The sequence below is a fragment of the Micromonospora sp. CA-111912 genome, from assembly GCF_050948415.1.
GTDB lineage: Bacteria > Actinomycetota > Actinomycetes > Mycobacteriales > Micromonosporaceae > Micromonospora.
In genome coordinates this window covers 4,136,036-4,152,229 of the sequence record NZ_CP192007.1, presented here as the reverse complement: position 1 = coordinate 4,152,229, position 16,194 = coordinate 4,136,036, and the positions used below count along the sequence as shown (strand labels likewise).

Sequence of the window (16,194 nt, the reverse complement as noted above, 5' to 3'; positions counted from 1 at the left end):
CCTACGCGCGCATCCGCCGGCAGATCGGCGAAATCCTCGGGAGCGCTCCCACGGCAGCTTAGAGGCGTCCGTAACCTTCATGCAACATGTCGATACATCGAAGTCCGGGAAGCCCGCTGCCCGGTCCCGTGTGGTGCGTGCGGCGTCGTGCGGTCAGCGGGCGCGTGTGCTGTGCCGGAGGATCAGCGGGGTGGCGAGCTCGATGCGGTGACTGCCCAACTCCTCGCCGTCCATCAGGTTGAGCAGCATCCGGGCGGCCATCCCCGCCATCTCGGTCAGCGGCTGGCGGACGGTGGTCAGCGGCGGCACCACCCACCGCGCGGCGTCCAGGTCGTCGAAGCCGACGACGCTCAGGTCGTCGGGCACCCGCAGCCCGCGCTCGTAGAGGGCCTCGTGCGCACCCCAGGCCATCTCGTCGGAGCACGCGAAGATCGCGGTGGGCGGCCGGGTCAGGTCGAGCAGGGCGTTCGTCTCCCGGTAGCCCGACGGTGAGGTGAAGTCCCCGGCGCGGACGTAGCCGGCGGGGATCCGCCGCCCGGCGGCGTCCATGGCGGCGCGGTACCCGTCGACCCGGGCCCGGCTGCACGGCACGGCGGCCGGCCCGCCGATCACGGCGATCCGCTGGTGCCCGAGGCCGAGCAGGTGCTCGGTGGCGGCGCGCCCGCCCGCCCAGTTCGTGGCGCCGACGGAGGGAATGTTCGCCTCGGGTTGCCCGGCCGGGTCGATGATCACCACCGGGATGCCCAGCTCGTCGAGCTGCCCGCGCTGGCCGGTCGAGATGTCGGACAGCACGAGGAGCACGCCGTCGCAGCGCCGGGCGGCGAGCTGTTCGGTCCACCGGCGGTCGGGGCGGTTGCGGTGCCGGCCGTGCACCGCGGAGACGACCACGCCGAACCCGGCGCGGTAGGCGAACTCCTCCACCCCGTCGATGATCTGCATCGCCCACGGGCTGCCCAGGTCCCGCAGCACCAGGTCGATCAGCCCGGCCCGGGCAGCCGGCCGGCTGGACCCGCGCGCGGTGTAGCCACGCTCGTCGAGCAGCGTCTGCACTCGCTGGCGGGTGCCCGGCGCGACGTCGGGTCGGCCGTTGAGCACCTTCGAGACGGTGGGGACCGACACGCCGGCGGCGTGCGCGATCTCCGCCAGTGTCGCCCGCCGCTGCTCCATGACATCTCCCTCACGAGATCGGCCCGGCCGCAGCATATCCCGAAACTTTCGGCGGTCGGCCCTCCCGGAACCGGTGCCGCTCCAGTCGTCGCGGCCGTCTCCTCCGCCACCGCTCGGCAGCCGAAACATCTCCGAAACCTCCGGTCGCCCGGGGTCGGCCGCAGACCTCGATGGCCAGCATCTCGACGACGATGTATGCGAGCGCTGTCGTGGGGCGCGAGGTGGACGACACGCGGCCCGGGGCAAAACCCGGTTGCGTGATGACCGGTGGTTCTGGGTAGTGTTCGCGCCATGTCGAGCCCTGAGGCATCCAAGGTGGGGGCTTTCGGTCACGCCGTCAGCCCCCTGAACCACTGAGTTCATCGCCCGCTTCCCAGCAGTCTCGCTGCATGGGACATTCGCGCGCGCCCCTGGGGCGCTGGCCGCGGTGACGAGACGTCTCCTCGTTTCCTCTCACCTCGGAGCTCTTGATGCCTCTGCCGCTCTACCTGCTTGCCGTGGCGGTCTTCGCCATGGGCACCTCGGAGTTCATGCTCGCCGGCTTGGTGCCGGACATCGCCACAAGCCTCGACGTGTCGGTCGGGGCCGCCGGGCTCCTGACCTCGGCGTTCGCCGTCGGGATGATCGTCGGTGCGCCGCTGATGGCGGCGCTTGCGCGCTGGTGGCCCGCCCGGGCCAGCCTGCTGGCCTTCGTGCTGGTTTTCGCCGTGGCCCACGTCGCGGGCGCCCTCACCACGAGCTTCGCGGTTCTGTTCGTCACCCGGGTGATCGCCGCCCTGGCCAACGCGGGCTTCCTGGCTGTGGCACTGAGCACGGCGGCCACGCTCGTCGCACCTGATCAGAAAGGGCGCGCGCTGGCGGTGCTGCTCTCGGGTACGACGGTGGCCACCATCGCTGGGGTTCCCGGCGGTGCGGTGCTCGGCACGGTGCTCAGCTGGCAGGCGACCTTCTGGGCGATCGCACTGCTCTGCCTTCCCGCTGCCTTCGGCGTCGTGAAGGGCATCCCGGCCCGGGTCGGAAGGACCCCTCGGGACACTCGGGCCGGCTCGTCCCTTCGGCACGAGATCGCCCAACTCGCGATGCCCAGGCTGGTCCTGGTCATGCTGCTCGGCGCCCTGGTCAACGCTGCCACCTTCGCCACGTTCACCTTCCTGACACCGATCGTGACTGACACCGCCGGCCTGGGCGAGCTGTGGGTCCCGGTCGTGCTGGTGCTCTTTGGTGTGGGGTCCTTCGTCGGCGTCACCCTTGCGGGACGGCTCTCCGATCAGCGTCCCGGCACCGTGATCGCTGTCGGCGGCCCGGTGCTGTTGCTCGGCTGGGTCGCGTTGGCGACCCTTGCTGCCCAGCCGGTGGCGCTTCTGCTCCTCGTGTTCGTGCAGGGCACGCTCTCCTTCGCGTTGGGCAGCACCCTGATCGCCAGGGTGCTCTATGAGGCGGCGGGCGCCCCCACCATGGGAGGGTCCTATGCGACCGCGGCGCTCAACATCGGTGCCGCTGGCGGCCCCGTCGTTGCGGCAGCGACCCTCGGGGCCGATGCTGGCGACCTCGGCCCGGTGTGGGTCAGCGGTCTCCTGGTGGCGGTCGCACTGCTCATCGGCCTGCCGCTACGGCGATCCATCGCACCCCGCGTCGGCCAGCCGATGCGATGACCCACGCGAACGCTCCGTCGCGGGCCGAGGGACGCAGGTCGAGGGTCGAGGGCCGGCGGTGACTGATCGAGCGTTGCCGAACATGTCGCGAGCGGGTGAGCGGAGGGTGTCATGAGCGTTTCGCCAGGGCCGGGGGACCGGTACGTCGTCGGCGTCGACTACGGCACGCTGTCGGGTCGGGCGCTGGTGGTACGCGTCGGCGACGGCGCCGAGCTGGGCACGGCGGTGCACGACTACCGGCACGGCGTGATGGACTCGGCGCTCGCCGTCGACGGGCGGGCGCTGCCGGCGGACTGGGCCCTGCAGGACCCGCAGGACTACCGCGACGTGCTGCGACACGCGGTCCCGGCTGCCCTGGCCGCCAGCGGCGTCGACCCGCGTCGCGTCGTCGGCGTCGGCATCGACTTCACGGCCTGCACGGTGCTGCCCACCCTGGCCGACGGCACCCCGCTGTGCGAGTTGCCCGAGCTGCGTACCCGCCCGCACGCCTGGGTCAAGCTGTGGAAGCACCACGCCGCCCAGCCCCAGGCTGACCGGATCAACGCCCTGGCCCACGCCCGCGACGAGCCGTGGATCGGCCGCTACGGCGGGAAGGTCTCCGCCGAGTGGCAGTTCGCCAAGGGCCTGCAACTGCTGGAGGAGGACCCGGAGGTCTACCACCGGGCCGAGCGGTGGATCGAGGCCGCCGACTGGATCGTCTGGCAGCTCTGCGGCGTGGAGACCCGCAACGTGTGCGGCGCCGGCTACAAGGGCCTCTACCAGGACGGCCGGTACCCGTCCCGGGACTACCTGGCCGCCCTGCACCCCGGCTTCGCCGACTTCGTCGCCAAGATCGATGGTCCGCTCGCCCCGCTGGGTGCCCGGGCCGGCGGGCTGACCGCGCGGGCCGCGGCGTGGACCGGCCTGCCCGAGGGCGTCACCGTGGCGGTCGGCAACGTCGACGCCCACGTCACCGCCGCCGCCGCGCAAGCCCTCGACCCGGGCCGGCTGGTCGTCATCATGGGCACCTCCACCTGCCACCTGGTCAACGCCACCGAGCCGGCCGAGGTGGCCGGCATGTGCGGCGTCGTGGACGGCGGGATCAGCGCCGGCTCCTGGGGCTTCGAGGCCGGCCAGAGCGCCGTCGGCGACATCTTCGGCTGGTACGTCGCGCACGCCGCCCCCGCCGGCTACGCCTCGCACGAGGCACTGACCGTTGCCGCCGCCGTTCAGCCCGTCGGCGCGCACGGCCTGGTGGCGCTGGACTGGTGGAACGGCAACCGCTCCCCGTTGGTCAACCACGACCTCAGCGGGCTGATCGTCGGGCTCACCCTGGCCACCCGGCCGCCGGACGTCTACCGTGCCCTGCTGGAGTCCACCGCGTACGGCACCCGCATGATCATCGAGGCGTACGCCGAGGCGGGCGTGCCGGTCGACGAGCTGATCGTGGCCGGAGGGCTCACCGCCAACGCCCTGTTGATGCAGATCTACGCGGACGTCACGAAGCGCCCGCTGGGCATCATCGGCTCCGCGCAGGGCCCGGCACTGGGCTCGGCGATCCACGCGGCGGTCGCCGCCGGCGCGTACCCCGACGTGTCGGCCGCCTCGGCGGCGATGGGCCGGGTCGACCGCGACGGGTACCGGCCCGATCCGGAGCGGGCCCGCGCCTACGACGCGCTGTACGCCGAGTACCGGCGGCTGCACGACCACTTCGGCCGGGGCGGCGACGACGTGCTGCTGCGCCTGCGCGCCATCCGCAACGCCGCCCGGCGGGCGGCCGACCACGACCCGGCCGGGTAGGCCGCGGCCCCCTCGGGGTGCTGGCATGAGCCCGAAGCTGCGCGCCGAGGCGGCGCGGCCCACCGCTCGGATCGCCCGGTCGACGCTCCCGGCCGGGGCGCTGCGACGAGTCGCCCCTGTCCGGTGCTGTCCGGGAAACCACCGGACAGCACCGGCCGCCGCGATGCTGGATCGACCTGGTCACCGTCCGATTACCACCACAGGTGAGGAGCTGTAGTGATCGAAGTAAGCGGAAAGACACAGTCGGAAAGCCCGCCCGGCAGGGCACGCGATCGCCGGGGGACCCTGCGTGTCGTGCTGGAGTCGCTGCTCGGTGTGTTCCTGGCCAGCAGCCTGCTGCTGCTCGGCGCCGGAGCAGCCCAGGCCGCCGGCACGCCGCAGGATCGGGGGAGTGCGACACCGGGAACTCAGGCGATCGACTACTACGAGATCCGGGCGCAGCACAGCGACAAGTGCCTGGACGTGGCGAACGCCAGCACCGCCCACCTCACGCCGATCCTGCAGGGCAACTGCTGGGGCGGGACGAACCAGCACTGGCGGTGGATCGCGGTCGGGAACGGCTACTACGAGATCCGGGCGCAGCACAGTGACAAGTGCCTGGACGTGGCGAACGCCAGCACCGCCCACGGCACGCCGGTCGTGCAGGGCAACTGCTGGGGCGGGACGAACCAGCACTGGCGTTTCGTTCTGCTCTCCAACGGCTTCTACGAGATCCGGGCGCGGCACAGTGACAAGTGCCTGGACGTGGCGAACGCCAGCACCGCCCACGCGGCCCGGGTCGTGCAGGGCGACTGTTGGGGTGGGACCAACCAGCACTGGCGGCTCGCGTACGCCGGAACCTGGGGCTGATCCCGGCGGTGCTCCTGTGGTGGGTCAGGCTCCGCGCTCGTGGCGGGGCCTGAGCCCGTCGGTGGCGGGGTCGTCGTTCGACGCTACCTGCGTACGCCCGTCCCGGCGCGTGGCGTCGCCGGTCGGTGTCCTCGGTAGGGTGGGGCCATGCTCGACGTACCCTGGCCGGCGTCGACCGAGGATCGACCGGGGCGCCGGGCCGGGCCGCCAGGGCTGGCCGGGTGGTGCCTACGGGTCGTCCGGTCGCGGCTCTTCGAGGTCGCCATCGTCGTGCTCATCATGGCCAACGGGGTGGTGCTCGGCGTCGAGACGTACCGCGACCTGGGGCCGGCGCGGCCGGTGCTGCAATGGTTGGAGTGGGTCTTCCGGGCCGCCTTCGTCGCCGAGATCGCCGTCCGGGTGCTGGCCTACGGTCGCCGGCCGCAGGACTTCTTCCGGCACGGATGGAACGTCTTCGACTTCGTCGTGACAGTCGCGATCTTCCTACCCGGCCTGCACGGCGACTCCGCGCTGCTGCGCGTCGTGCGGGTCGCCCGGATGCTGCGGTTGGTGCGGTTCTCGCCCGGGCTGCGCACCATCGTCGCGGCACTGTTGCGCAGCCTGCCGGGCGTCGCCGGCTTCCTCGCGCTGGCCGGGGTGACCCTCTACGTGTACGGGATGGCCGGCTGGCTCATCTTCGGCGAGGCCCAGCCGGAGCAGTACGGCGACATCGGGCGGTCGCTTCTGACGCTGTTCGTGCTGCTGTCCCTGGAGACGCTGCCGGACCTCGTCGAGCAGGGCATGGCCCTGTCGCCGTGGACCCTGGTCTACTACGTCAGCTACGTCATCATCACCGTGAACCTGCTGCTCAACATCCTGATCGCGGTCATCGTCAACTCGATGGAGGAGGCCCGCCGGCTGGAGATGACCGAGCGACTCGCACCCGGCCACGACGAGGACGGCGACGGGGTGCCCGACGAGGTGGACCGGATCGCGCTCACCCAGCGGCTGGACGACCTGCGGGCCGTCATCGGCGAGCTGGAGCGGGAGCTGCGCATCGACCGGGACGACCGGCCACCCCGACCGCGCCGCGACCCGGGCTGACCGCGCCGCGACCCGGGCTGACCGCGCCGCGACCCGGGCTGACCGCGCCGCGACCCGGGCCGACCGCGCCGGCGGGCCGAAGCACGACCAGGCGGATAGGGTGCGGCGGGACGACGACCCGACGGAGGATGACGTGGCGCACACGACGACGGTGGACGTGCCGGTGGGCGACGGGGTCGCCGACGCGATCCTGGCCCGGCCGGACGGCGACGGCCCGTTCCCGGCCGTGCTGTTCTTCATGGACGCGTTCGGCCTGCGACCCCGGCTGGTCGAGATGGCCGAGCGGATCGCCTCGCGGGGGCACGTCGTGCTGGCGCCCAACCTGTTCCACCGGGCCGGCCGGGCCCCGCTGTTCGACCTCTCCCGCCTGGACGACCCGCAGGAGCGCGGCCGGGCCTTCGAGCGGATCATGCCGCTCGTCGCCGCGCTGACCCCGGAGGTGATGGCCGGGGACGCGGCGGCCTACCTGGACTCCCTGGCCACCCGGGACGACGTCGCGTCCGGCCCGGTGGTGGTCACCGGCTACTGCATGGGAGGCACGAACGCCCTGCGCGCCATCGAGGCGCATCCCGACCGGATTGCGGCGATGGCCAGCTTCCACGCCGGGCGGGTCGTCACCGACGCGCCGGACAGCCCCCACCTGGGCGTCGGCTCCGTGACCGGCGAGCTGTACTTCGCCCACGCCGACCAGGACCGGTCCATGACGCCCGAGCAGATCGCGACGCTGGAGGCGGCGCTCGACGCGGCCGGGGTCCGGCACCGCTCCGAGCTGTACGTCGGTGCCGCCCACGGGTTTACCATGGCCGACACCGCCGCGTACGACGAGCGGGCCGCCGAGCGACACTGGGCCGCCCTGTTCGACCTGCTGGACCGCACCTTCCGCGGCTGAGCGCCTTCGAGAAGGGGGGATCGGGTTCGGTGTCCCGTGGCAGCCGCCGGCCCTTCGGACGCCGCGACGAACACCGGTGTTTGAGTCACCCCGCCGCGCCGGGAGACAATACCGGCATGACGGATCTCGGTGTGGTGTTCCTGCCGCAGTCGCCGCCGGAGCGGCTGCGTGACATCGTCCTGGCCGCCGACGAGGCCGGGCTGGAGGAGCTGTGGCTCTGGGAGGACTGCTTCCTGGAGAGCGGCATCGCTACGGCCGCGGCCGCCCTGGCCTGGACCGGGCGGGTCCGCATCGGGGTGGGCGTGCTGCCGGCGCCGCTGCGCAACGTGGCGCTGACCGCGATGGAGGTCGCCACCCTCGAACGGCTCTTCCCCGGCCGGTTCCGCGTCGGCGTGGGCCACGGCGTGCAGGACTGGATGGGGCAGGTGGGTGCCCGGGTCGAGTCGCCGTTGACCCTGCTGCGGGAGTACCTCACGGCGCTGCGCGCGCTGCTGGCCGGGGAGCGGGTGACGACCGAGGGCCGGTACGTGCAGCTCTCCGAGGTGGCGCTGGACTGGCCTCCGGCGGCCCCGACCCCGGTGCTGGCCGGGGCGACGGGACCGAAGTCCATGCGGCTGTGCGGCGGCGCCGCCGACGGCCTGGTGCTGACCGGCGGCACCACCCCGCAGGGGGTACGCGACGCGTTCGCCCTCGTCGAAGAGGGGCGCGAGCAGGCCGGGCGGGTCGGCGCGTACCCGGTCGTCGTCTACCTGCACGCGGCCACCGGACCAAACGCCGACGCGCGGTTGGAGCGGGAGCGGGAACGCCGGGGCTACTCGACGATGGTGGACCGGTCTGTCTCCGGCGACGCCGAGACGGTGGCGGCCGGGGTGCGGCGGTGGGCCGAGGCGGGGGCGGACACGATCGTCCTGCAACCGACCCCGGACGATCCCGACCCGGAGGGCTTCGTACGCTTCGTCGCCCGGGACGTCCGTCCGCTGCTGGCCTGATGGACAAGCCGGCCGGGGCGCGTCCGGCCCGGTTTGCACCGGGCCGGACGCCACGCGGGTGGACCCGCCTCAGCGACCCTGGAGGGCTTTCACGTTGTCGCCGAAGGTCCAGCCCTTCGATCCGTCCCAGTTGATCGACCAGGTCATCAGGCCCTTGAGGCCGCTGACGCTGTTGTACGCCTGCGACACCAGCGACGGGGTCATGTAGCCACCGCCCGCTCCGGGCTGCGCGGGAAGGCCGGGCACCTGCTTGTCGTACGGAACCTTGATCGTCACGCCTTGGATCGTCAGCCCGTTGTTGAGGCACTGGGTCTGCACGGTGAAGCCCTGCACGGTGCCGGCCGAATAGGAGTCGCCGGAGCAGCCGTACATCGAGCCGTTGTAGTACTGCATGTTCAGCCACCACAGCCGGCCGTTGTCGGCGTACTTCTTGATGATCGGCAGGTACGCGCCCCAGATCGAGCCGTAGGTGACGCTGCCACCGGTGACGTACGCGGTCTCCGGCGCCATGGTGAGGCCGAACCCGGCGGGCATCTGGGCGAGCACGCCGTCGATGATGCGGATCAGGTTCGCCTGCGACGTCGAGAGTTGGTTGATGTTGCCGCTACCGGTGAGGCCGGTCTCGATGTCGATGTCGATGCCGTCGAAGTTGTAGCGCTTGAGGATCGGCACGATGGTCGCGACGAACCGGTCGGCGACGGTCGCCGAGCCGAGGTCGATGCCGGCCGCCGCGCCGCCGATGGACATCAGGACGGTCAGGCCGGCGGCCTTGGCCCGGCACATCTCGGCCGGGGTGGGCACCTTCACGGTGACGTCCATGCCGTCCTCCCACAGCGCGGTGCCGTCGGCGCGGATCACCGGGAACGCGGTGGTGACCACGTTGTACCCGTGGGCGGTGATCCGGGAGTCGGTGATCGGGATCCAGCCCAGCGGCGGGTGCACGCCGTTGGCCGCGCCGTCCCAGTTCTCCCAGTACCCCTGGAGCACCTTGCCGGCCGGCCTCGGCTTGACCGCGCAGGTCTCGGTGCCCGGCGAGGGTGTCGTGGTCGGCGTCGGCGTCGGCGTGGGCGATGCGGTCGGCGACACGGTGGGGGAGGGCGACGAGGACACGGTGGGCGTGGGGGAGGGGGTGCCGTCGCAGGGCCCGAAGTCCTTCCACAGCGCGGGCGCGGCGGCGGGGTTCCAGCCCGCGCCGGCCGGCGGGGTGTGCGTCACGAGGGCCTGGTAGATCCGGCCGGCGTAGCTGACCCGGGTGCCCGCCGGATAGCTGGTGCCCTCGGCCCAGCCGGGGGCGGAGCAGGCCACGGCGGCGACCGTCGCCGGGTCGGTGGCCGCCGCGGCGAGACCGCCCGTGGCGGTGAGGGCCCCGGTGGCGACGACCAGCGTCGCCCCCGCCATCAGGGCGATGGCCCCGCGTCGAAGTCTCATGACATCTCCTCTCGTCGATGGGCGGGAGCGTATCAGTAAAGATTGTTAAATAAAAAGAGGCGTTGCAATCGATCTATGTCGATGAATACGCTGACCCCGTCCCCGCTCGTCCCGTCACTCAGTGGAGCGTGACCCATGCGTCTGTCCAAGGTGTCCCGGATTTTCGCCACCCTCGCCGCCGCCGCGATGGCGACGCTCGGCCTCACCGCCGTGCAGGCCGCGCCGGCCTCCGCCGCCGTCCGCAACGTCTGCTACAACACCAGCCAGGCTGGCCCCTTCGCCAGTTACGCCAACCAGGCCGCCACGATCTGGAACAACTACACCAACAACATCAACATGGCCCAGTGCGGCTCGAACCTCGTGATCTCCTACACCTACGGCGGCGGCTCGTACGCCCAGCGCACGAGCCTCGGCAACGGCCGCGTGGTGATCGACTACTACCAGGCCCAGCAGTACAGCCCGCTGCGGATCATGACCCACGAGATCGGGCACATCCTCGGCCTGCCGGACAACTACAACGGCAACTGCGCCCTCCTGATGTCCGGCGGCAGCGCCGGCACCTCCTGCACCAACCCGTACCCGAGCTCCGCCGAGGCCGCCAGGGTCGACTCGCTCTTCGGCTTCGCCGCACGTAGCGCGACCGCCCCCGGCGTCTTCACCGGCAGTTGGCCGGCCCCGGCGACGGCCGGCGCCCAGCACTGACCTACCACCACCCACCACCCCGCCGGGGTCGGCGCACCGCGCCGACCCCGGCTCCACCCTGCGCGGACGGCCGGAGGGGCGTGCGGCCTGGGGCGGTGTGGCGGCCGGTCAGCGGTCCTCGGTGTCGGCGGGGGCCATCACGCGCAGCGCGTTGGCGGCCAGGCCGATCCGGATCGGGGTGTGGCCGCACAGCTCGCCGTCGACCTCGACGCGCGCCGGTCGGTCGGTCTCCAGCCACAGCTCGCCGACGGCGAGGAACGGGGTCTCGGCCAGCGTGCGGCGGTGACCCGTCGCCGCGTTGCGGGCCGTGTCCCGCAACAGCCCGCGCCGGGTCGGCCCGCCGACCGGGTACGCGACCAGCAGCCGGTCGTCGGCGTCGGCGTCCGCCGTGATCGGCCGACCGGCGTGGAAGCCGCCGTTGGCCACGTAGATCTGGTGGGTGTGAAACTCGTGCGTCGTCCCCCCGGTCCGGACGGTGGCCCGCAGCGCCCGGTGCCGGGCCAGCAGCGCCAGCGCGGTGGCCGGGTACGCGAGCCGGCCGGTGACCCGCTTCAGGGCGGGAGGCGTCCGGAGCATGATGTCGGCCGACAGCCCGACGCCGACGTGGTTGGCGAACGGCACGTCCCCGGCCAGCCCCAGGTCGACGTCTATCACCTTGCCCTCGGCCAGGACGGCCACGGCGCTGTCGAGGTCGAGCGGGAGGCCGAGGGTGCGGGCGAAGTTGTTGGTGGTGCCCAGCGGCAGCAGCCCCAGCGCGACGTCGCGGTGGGCGAGCAGCCGCGCGGCGGCGCTCTGCGTGCCGTCGCCGCCGCCCGCCACGAGCAGGTCCGGCCCGAGCGCGAGGGCGTCGTCCAGGCTCCGTTCCAGCTCGCCGGGGCGATCGGCCGGGTAGCAGCCGAGCAGGGTGAAGCCGGCCTCCGCCAGCCGGGAACGGGCGTGCTCGTAGAGCCGGCGGCCCTGGCGCGAGCGGGCGTTGACCACCAGCGCCGCCCGCCGCTCCCGCCGGATGTCCGCGCCCAACTCCTGCTTCGTCCGCATGGGTGCCGACCCTATCTCCGCCCGGTCCCGGGAGCCCCGCCGGAACTCCGTCGGGGCCACGTGCGCGCGGGCCGGGTGGACGTGACGCGCCCGCGTCAGCGCCGGCCCAGGGCGCGGCGGAGGTTGCCGCCGAACACGTCGGCCGCCTCGGCGGCGGAGAGCCCGTCCAGCCCGATCGGGTGCAGCGTCTGCGCGAACGACACGTGGTCCAGGCTGGGGGAGAAGTCCGAGCCCCAGTACAGCCGTGCCGGGCCGAAGCGGTCCAGCAGCAGGTCGACGAACGGCCGGGCGGCGGCGTGCGGGTACGCGTCGGCGGGGTCGCTGACGGCGTACAGGGCGGAGACCTTGACCCCGACGTGGGGCAGCCGGGCCAGCTCGGTGAGCGGGGCGAGCCGGCCCGCGACCGCCTCCGGGGTCGGGACCGTCGCGTGCCGGCCGGGCAGGCCGAGATGGCTGAGGAGCACCGCGCACCCGTCGAGGGCGGCCAACGCCCGACCGAGCCGGCCGGCGGCCTCCGGGGCGGCGTTGAGGCTGACCACCGCCGCCGCGTCGTTGAGCGACCCGGCGGCCGTCGCGGCCCAGCCGGCGAACGCGTCGGCCGAGGCCGGGTCCGGCAGGTACGCGGCGACGCCCGAGAACCCCGCCGACCGGAGCCGGTCCAGGCCGCGCCGGTCCGTTCCGGTGGCCGGCAAATACGCCAGCGGCGCGATCCAGTCGTGCTCGGCCGCGAGCCGCGCGAGATGGCCGTTGTTGCCGGCGAACTCGGGTGCGCCCTCGTAGCCGACCACGAGCGCCCGGTCGATGTCGTGTTCGCGGCGCAACGTCTGGTAGACGGCGAATTCGTCGCCCCCGGCCGGGGACCGTCCGTAGCGGCCGGGGTAACCGTCGGCGAACAGGTGCAGGTGTGCGTCGGCGCGTGGCATGGCCGGACCCTAACCGATTCCGGCAGCCCCATTGACGTGGGAGGACCCCTCCTTTAGGTTCTTGTCTCAATTAGGTCCGGATTATCGGCCGCAGGTGAGGGGTGGACCGCGTGGTGCAGGCGCACGAGGACGTTGACGATCTGGTACGGCTGCGTCGGCAGCTCCACCAGCACCCGGAGCTGCGGTTCACGGAACGGCAGACCGCAGCGGTTCTCGCCGACCGGCTCACCCCGATCGCTCGGGTCCGCTCCGGAGTCGCCGGAACCGGCCTCGTAGCCGAGATCGAAGGACGTGCGTCGGGACCCTCCGTTCTGCTTCGGGCCGATATGGACGCCTATCCGGTTCAGGACGCCAAGGAGGTGCCCTGGGCGTCCGGCAACGCCGGGGTCTGCCACGCCTGCGGGCACGACGTGCACATGACCGTCGTGCACGGCGTCGCGGCCCGGCTCGCGGCCGACCCGCCCGCCCGGGGCTCGGTGACCGTACTGTTCCAGCCGGCCGAGGAAATCCCGTTCGGCGAGGACTCCGGCGCCGCCGCGGTGCTCGCCGACGACGCCCTGCGCGGCCGGCGCTTCGACGCCGTCCTCGGCCTGCACTGCTGGCCCGACCTGCCCGTCGGGACGGTCGGCGTGGACCGGACGACCGCGATGGCGGCCAAGGACGCCTTCCGGGTCGAGGTGCTCGGCCGGGCCGCGCACGCCGCCACCCCGGCGCTCGGCCGCGACGCCATCCTCGGCCTGGCCGGCATCATCACCCTGCTGCACGCCGGAGTGGCCCGCTCCCGCAACCCACACGAGCTGGTCGCCTTCAACATCGGCACGATCGACGGCGGGGCCAGCCAGAGCCAGGTCGCCGAGCGGGCGGAGGCGACCGGCACGCTGCGCACCCACGACGAGGCCACCCGCGCCCGGCTCAAGGAGGTCATCGAGCGGATCGCCCGGCAGCAGGCCGCCGCGCTCGACCTCGGCCTGCGGTTCACCTGGGCCAACGAGATGCCCCCGGTGCGCAACGCCGCCTCGCTGGTGGCGCTCGCGCACGCCGAGCTGCCCGGCCTGGTCGAGGTCGCCGACCTGACCGCGCCCCCGCTGACCACCGACGACTTCGCCCTGCTCGGGGCGCTCGGCCCCAGCCTGTACGTCAAGCTCGGGGTCACCGGGGAGCGCGGCGGCGCGCCGCTGCACTCCGGCGCGTTCGACGTGGACGAGCGGTGCATCGGGGTCGGGGTGACCGCCCTGGAGCGCCTCACCCGGGCCGTCCTCGCCGGCCGGCTCGCCGAGGCCGGCACCGACGCAGCCGGTGGGGTCGGCCCCGGCGACCGCGCCGTCGAGGCGGTCCGCGCATGAGCCGCCCGTCGGTCGCCGTGGTCGGCGCGGGGGCGTTCGGCGTCCGGCACCTGGCCGCGTACCGGTCGCTCGGCGTGCCGGTGCGGGCGCTGGTCGAGTCGGACGCCGCGACCCGGCAGCGGGTCGCCGTCGAGTACGGGGTGCCGCAGACGTACGCCTCCGTGGCGGACCTGCTCGCCGCCGCCCCGCCCGACGCGGCGTCGGTGTGCGTGCCCGGCCCGGCGCACCGCCCGGTGGCCGTGGACCTGCTCACCGCCGGGGTGCCCGTGCTGGTGGAGAAGCCGCTGGCCGCGACCGTCAGCGACGCCGCCGCCATCGTGGCCGCCGCCGGGCGCACCGGCGTGCTCTGCCAGCCGGGGCACATCCTGCGCTACAGCGCCCCGCACCGGGCCCTGCACGACGCGGTCCGCGCCGGCCGGCTCGGCGACGTGCTCGCCGTCTCGTCCCGCCGCGACCGGCCCCGGACGCTCAGCCGGCTCTTCCCGCGCGAACACCCCGCGCTGCTCACCGCCGTGCACGACATCGACCTGGCCCTCTGGTACGCCGGAGCGCCCGTGGTCGAGGTCCGCGCGGCGGCCCGGACCCGACCCGGATCGGCCACCCCGGTCCTGGTGTGGGCGGAGCTGCGGCACGCCAACGACGTCGTGTCGTCGATCCGCAACAGCTACCTGCTCCCCGAGCACACCCCGAACCACACCTCGGACCTGGTCGAGGTGTACGGCACCGACGGGGTCGCGCACGTCGACCTCGGCCACCCCACCCTGCTCGTCCAGGGCGAGTCGACCGAGGCGCCCGACTGGCTCCTCTCCCCGGTCGACGGCGGCGGAGCGCTCGCCGCCGAGCTGCGGCACTTCCTCGGCCAGGTCGACGGCACCGAATCGACGGCGGTCGTCCCGCTCGCCGACGGCCTGCACGTCGTGCGGGTCGCCGAGGCCGTGGCCGACAGCGCCACCGCCGGCGGCGCGGTCCGCCGGATCCCCCCGAGCCCCCACTTGTGACAGGAGCTACCCGATGTTTCGACGGAGATTGGCCGGCGTCCTCGCCGCCGGCATGGCAGCCGCCGCGCTGCTGACCGCATGCGGCGGCGACGACGCCGCCGACGGCCCGGTCACCCTCAAGGTGCTGACCTGGGAGCCGGGTGGCACCGAGTACTGGAAGCAGGTCAAGACCAGCTTCGAGGCCGGCCACCCGGACATCAAGCTGGAGATGCAGTCCGTACCGTTCGACAAGTACCCCGAGGTGCAGGGCCCGTACATCACCTCGCAGTCGGGGCCGGACGTGATGGCCAACAACGCCGGGCTGGAGCTGTTCGACCGGCGCGGCGCGTACGTGCCGCTGGGTGACAAGGCCGCCGAGATCACCAAGGACCTGGTCACCTACAGCGGCGCCTGCGAGGGCTTCGACACCGCCAAGCCCTGCTACGGCGTGCCCTTCTCCTACCAGGGCAACGTCCTCTACTACAACAAGGCCGTCCTGACCGCCGCCGGGCTCGACCCGGAGAAGCCGCCGGTGACCTGGGACGAGTTCGGCGCCGCCTGCGACGCGGTGAAGAAGGCCGGCAAGACCTGCCTGGCCCTCGGGCTGTCCGGCACCTTCCCGGCCTACTGGGACTTCCCGGAGATCGCCCGCAACTACCTCACCGAGGACGACATCCGGGCTTTGCTCGCCGGCAAGCTGTCCTGGAAGGACCCCAAGCTCGTTGCCGTGCTGGAGAAGCTCGCCGAGATCACCACCAAGGGCTGGGCCAACAAGAACGCCCCGTCGATCACCATGCTCCCCGACGGCGCCGACATCTTCCAGCGCGGCGACGCCGCGTTCGCCGGCACCATCATCTCCGACGCGGTGAACTGGGAGGCGTTCGGCAAGGCCCTCGGCGACGACAAGCTCGGCGTCACCCGGTGGCCGGCGGTCGACCCGTCCGCGCCGCTGGCGCAGAAGTTCTCCGGCATCGAGGGCGCCGTCTACGGCGTGACCCAGTGGAGCGAGAAGAAGCAGGCCGGCCTGGAGTTCATCAGCTGGCTGGCCGGCAAGGAGAACGGCGAGCTGTGGGTCAAGCACGGCAAGGGCCAGCCGCTGAACAAGAACGTCGACAAGGCGCTGCTGCCCTCGTCGCCGGCCTTCCAGAAGATCCAGGAAATGGTCGCCCAGCCGACCCTGCACGCCGGGGTGATGCTCTCCGGCCCCGAGGCCGACGCCCTGGCCCGCGGCTGGCAGCAGGTCACCCTAGGCCAACTCACCGTCGACAAGTGGGCCGACCAGATGCAGCAGGCACTGGAGCGTAGCCCGACGAAGAAGCAGACCAAGTAGCAGCACTCCGGGCGGGGTGACGCCGTGTCGCCCCGCCCGGCCAGC

The 16,194-nt window shown here is 73.0% G+C and carries 13 protein-coding genes and 1 pseudogene; 10 read left to right on the top strand and 4 right to left on the bottom strand.

What is annotated here, in order from left to right; genetic code table 11:
* Positions 1 to 153: 153 nt before the first annotated feature.
* A complete protein-coding gene (locus tag ACQPZO_RS17215) occupies positions 154 to 1,167 on the bottom strand; it encodes a LacI family DNA-binding transcriptional regulator (RefSeq protein ID WP_433342185.1) in 1,014 nt (337 codons plus the stop codon).
* A 470-nt stretch (positions 1,168 to 1,637) separates the two neighbouring features.
* On the opposite strand from ACQPZO_RS17215, the pseudogene ACQPZO_RS17210 reads away from it, so the two are divergent.
* From ACQPZO_RS17210 to ACQPZO_RS17185, 6 genes and pseudogenes are all read left to right on the top strand, one after another.
* Positions 1,638 to 2,821 (top strand): annotated as a pseudogene (locus tag ACQPZO_RS17210) (Cmx/CmrA family chloramphenicol efflux MFS transporter); the annotation flags it as partial.
* A gap of 109 nt (positions 2,822 to 2,930) precedes the next feature.
* Complete coding sequence (araB, locus tag ACQPZO_RS17205) at positions 2,931 to 4,598, top strand: ribulokinase (protein ID WP_433342183.1); 1,668 nt, start codon at positions 2,931 to 2,933, stop codon at positions 4,596 to 4,598.
* Between the two features lie 294 nt (positions 4,599 to 4,892).
* Complete coding sequence (locus ACQPZO_RS17200) at positions 4,893 to 5,447, top strand: RICIN domain-containing protein (RefSeq protein ID WP_433342182.1); 555 nt, start codon at positions 4,893 to 4,895, stop codon at positions 5,445 to 5,447.
* A gap of 147 nt (positions 5,448 to 5,594) precedes the next feature.
* Positions 5,595 to 6,530, top strand: coding sequence for an ion transporter (locus tag ACQPZO_RS17195; RefSeq protein WP_433342180.1), 936 nt, complete (start codon positions 5,595 to 5,597; stop codon positions 6,528 to 6,530).
* Positions 6,531 to 6,663: 133 nt separating this feature from the next.
* Positions 6,664 to 7,419: a dienelactone hydrolase family protein gene (locus ACQPZO_RS17190; RefSeq protein WP_433342178.1), complete on the top strand. Its 756-nt coding sequence runs from the start codon at positions 6,664 to 6,666 to the stop codon at positions 7,417 to 7,419.
* A gap of 116 nt (positions 7,420 to 7,535) precedes the next feature.
* Positions 7,536 to 8,408 carry an LLM class flavin-dependent oxidoreductase gene (locus tag ACQPZO_RS17185; protein ID WP_433342176.1) on the top strand — a complete coding sequence of 291 codons (873 nt, stop codon included), beginning with the start codon at positions 7,536 to 7,538 and terminating at the stop codon, positions 8,406 to 8,408.
* A 69-nt stretch (positions 8,409 to 8,477) separates the two neighbouring features.
* Here the strand turns inward: ACQPZO_RS17185 and ACQPZO_RS17180 are convergent, their stop codons facing one another.
* Positions 8,478 to 9,836, bottom strand: coding sequence for a carbohydrate-binding protein (locus ACQPZO_RS17180; RefSeq protein WP_433342174.1), 1,359 nt, complete (start codon positions 9,834 to 9,836; stop codon positions 8,478 to 8,480).
* 135 nt (positions 9,837 to 9,971) lie between these two features.
* Between ACQPZO_RS17180 and ACQPZO_RS17175 the strand changes: the two genes are divergently transcribed.
* Positions 9,972 to 10,538, top strand: coding sequence for a snapalysin family zinc-dependent metalloprotease (locus ACQPZO_RS17175; protein ID WP_433342172.1), 567 nt, complete (start codon positions 9,972 to 9,974; stop codon positions 10,536 to 10,538).
* A gap of 108 nt (positions 10,539 to 10,646) precedes the next feature.
* Here the strand turns inward: ACQPZO_RS17175 and ACQPZO_RS17170 are convergent, their stop codons facing one another.
* Together ACQPZO_RS17170 and ACQPZO_RS17165 are read right to left on the bottom strand one after the other, a co-directional pair.
* The gene (locus ACQPZO_RS17170) at positions 10,647 to 11,576 is read right to left on the bottom strand and encodes a diacylglycerol/lipid kinase family protein (protein ID WP_433342170.1); all 930 of its coding nucleotides are present in this window, start codon (positions 11,574 to 11,576) and stop codon (positions 10,647 to 10,649) included.
* 95 nt (positions 11,577 to 11,671) lie between these two features.
* Positions 11,672 to 12,499, bottom strand: coding sequence for an amidohydrolase family protein (locus tag ACQPZO_RS17165; RefSeq protein ID WP_433342169.1), 828 nt, complete (start codon positions 12,497 to 12,499; stop codon positions 11,672 to 11,674).
* Positions 12,500 to 12,600: 101 nt separating this feature from the next.
* Between ACQPZO_RS17165 and ACQPZO_RS17160 the strand changes: the two genes are divergently transcribed.
* Genes ACQPZO_RS17160 through ACQPZO_RS17150 form a run of 3 tightly spaced genes read left to right on the top strand, consistent with a single transcriptional unit; the run spans position 12,601 to position 16,149 of the window.
* Complete coding sequence (locus ACQPZO_RS17160) at positions 12,601 to 13,842, top strand: M20 metallopeptidase family protein (protein ID WP_433342167.1); 1,242 nt, start codon at positions 12,601 to 12,603, stop codon at positions 13,840 to 13,842.
* Positions 13,839 to 14,840 (top strand): Gfo/Idh/MocA family protein, encoded by a 1,002-nt coding sequence (locus ACQPZO_RS17155; RefSeq protein WP_433342165.1) that lies wholly within the window; start codon positions 13,839 to 13,841, stop codon positions 14,838 to 14,840. Before ACQPZO_RS17160 ends, ACQPZO_RS17155 begins: the two co-directional genes overlap by 4 nt.
* 13 nt (positions 14,841 to 14,853) lie before the next feature.
* On the top strand, positions 14,854 to 16,149 hold the full coding sequence (locus ACQPZO_RS17150) for an ABC transporter substrate-binding protein (protein ID WP_433342163.1): 1,296 nt from the start codon (positions 14,854 to 14,856) through the stop codon (positions 16,147 to 16,149).
* Positions 16,150 to 16,194: the final 45 nt, after the last annotated feature.

Bases quoted from the DNA above. Each gene is read 5' to 3' on its own strand.
- ACQPZO_RS17215 (WP_433342185.1), bottom strand. From the start codon at position 1,167: ATGGAGCAGCGGCGGGCGACACTGGCGGAGATCGCGCACGCCGCCGGC.
- araB (WP_433342183.1), top strand. From the start codon at position 2,931: ATGAGCGTTTCGCCAGGGCCGGGGGACCGGTACGTCGTCGGCGTCGAC.
- ACQPZO_RS17195 (WP_433342180.1), top strand. From the start codon at position 5,595: ATGCTCGACGTACCCTGGCCGGCGTCGACCGAGGATCGACCGGGGCGC.
- ACQPZO_RS17185 (WP_433342176.1), top strand. From the start codon at position 7,536: ATGACGGATCTCGGTGTGGTGTTCCTGCCGCAGTCGCCGCCGGAGCGG.
- ACQPZO_RS17180 (WP_433342174.1), bottom strand. From the start codon at position 9,836: ATGAGACTTCGACGCGGGGCCATCGCCCTGATGGCGGGGGCGACGCTG.
- ACQPZO_RS17175 (WP_433342172.1), top strand. From the start codon at position 9,972: ATGCGTCTGTCCAAGGTGTCCCGGATTTTCGCCACCCTCGCCGCCGCC.
- ACQPZO_RS17170 (WP_433342170.1), bottom strand. From the start codon at position 11,576: ATGCGGACGAAGCAGGAGTTGGGCGCGGACATCCGGCGGGAGCGGCGG.
- ACQPZO_RS17165 (WP_433342169.1), bottom strand. From the start codon at position 12,499: ATGCCACGCGCCGACGCACACCTGCACCTGTTCGCCGACGGTTACCCC.
- ACQPZO_RS17155 (WP_433342165.1), top strand. From the start codon at position 13,839: ATGAGCCGCCCGTCGGTCGCCGTGGTCGGCGCGGGGGCGTTCGGCGTC.
- ACQPZO_RS17150 (WP_433342163.1), top strand. From the start codon at position 14,854: ATGTTTCGACGGAGATTGGCCGGCGTCCTCGCCGCCGGCATGGCAGCC.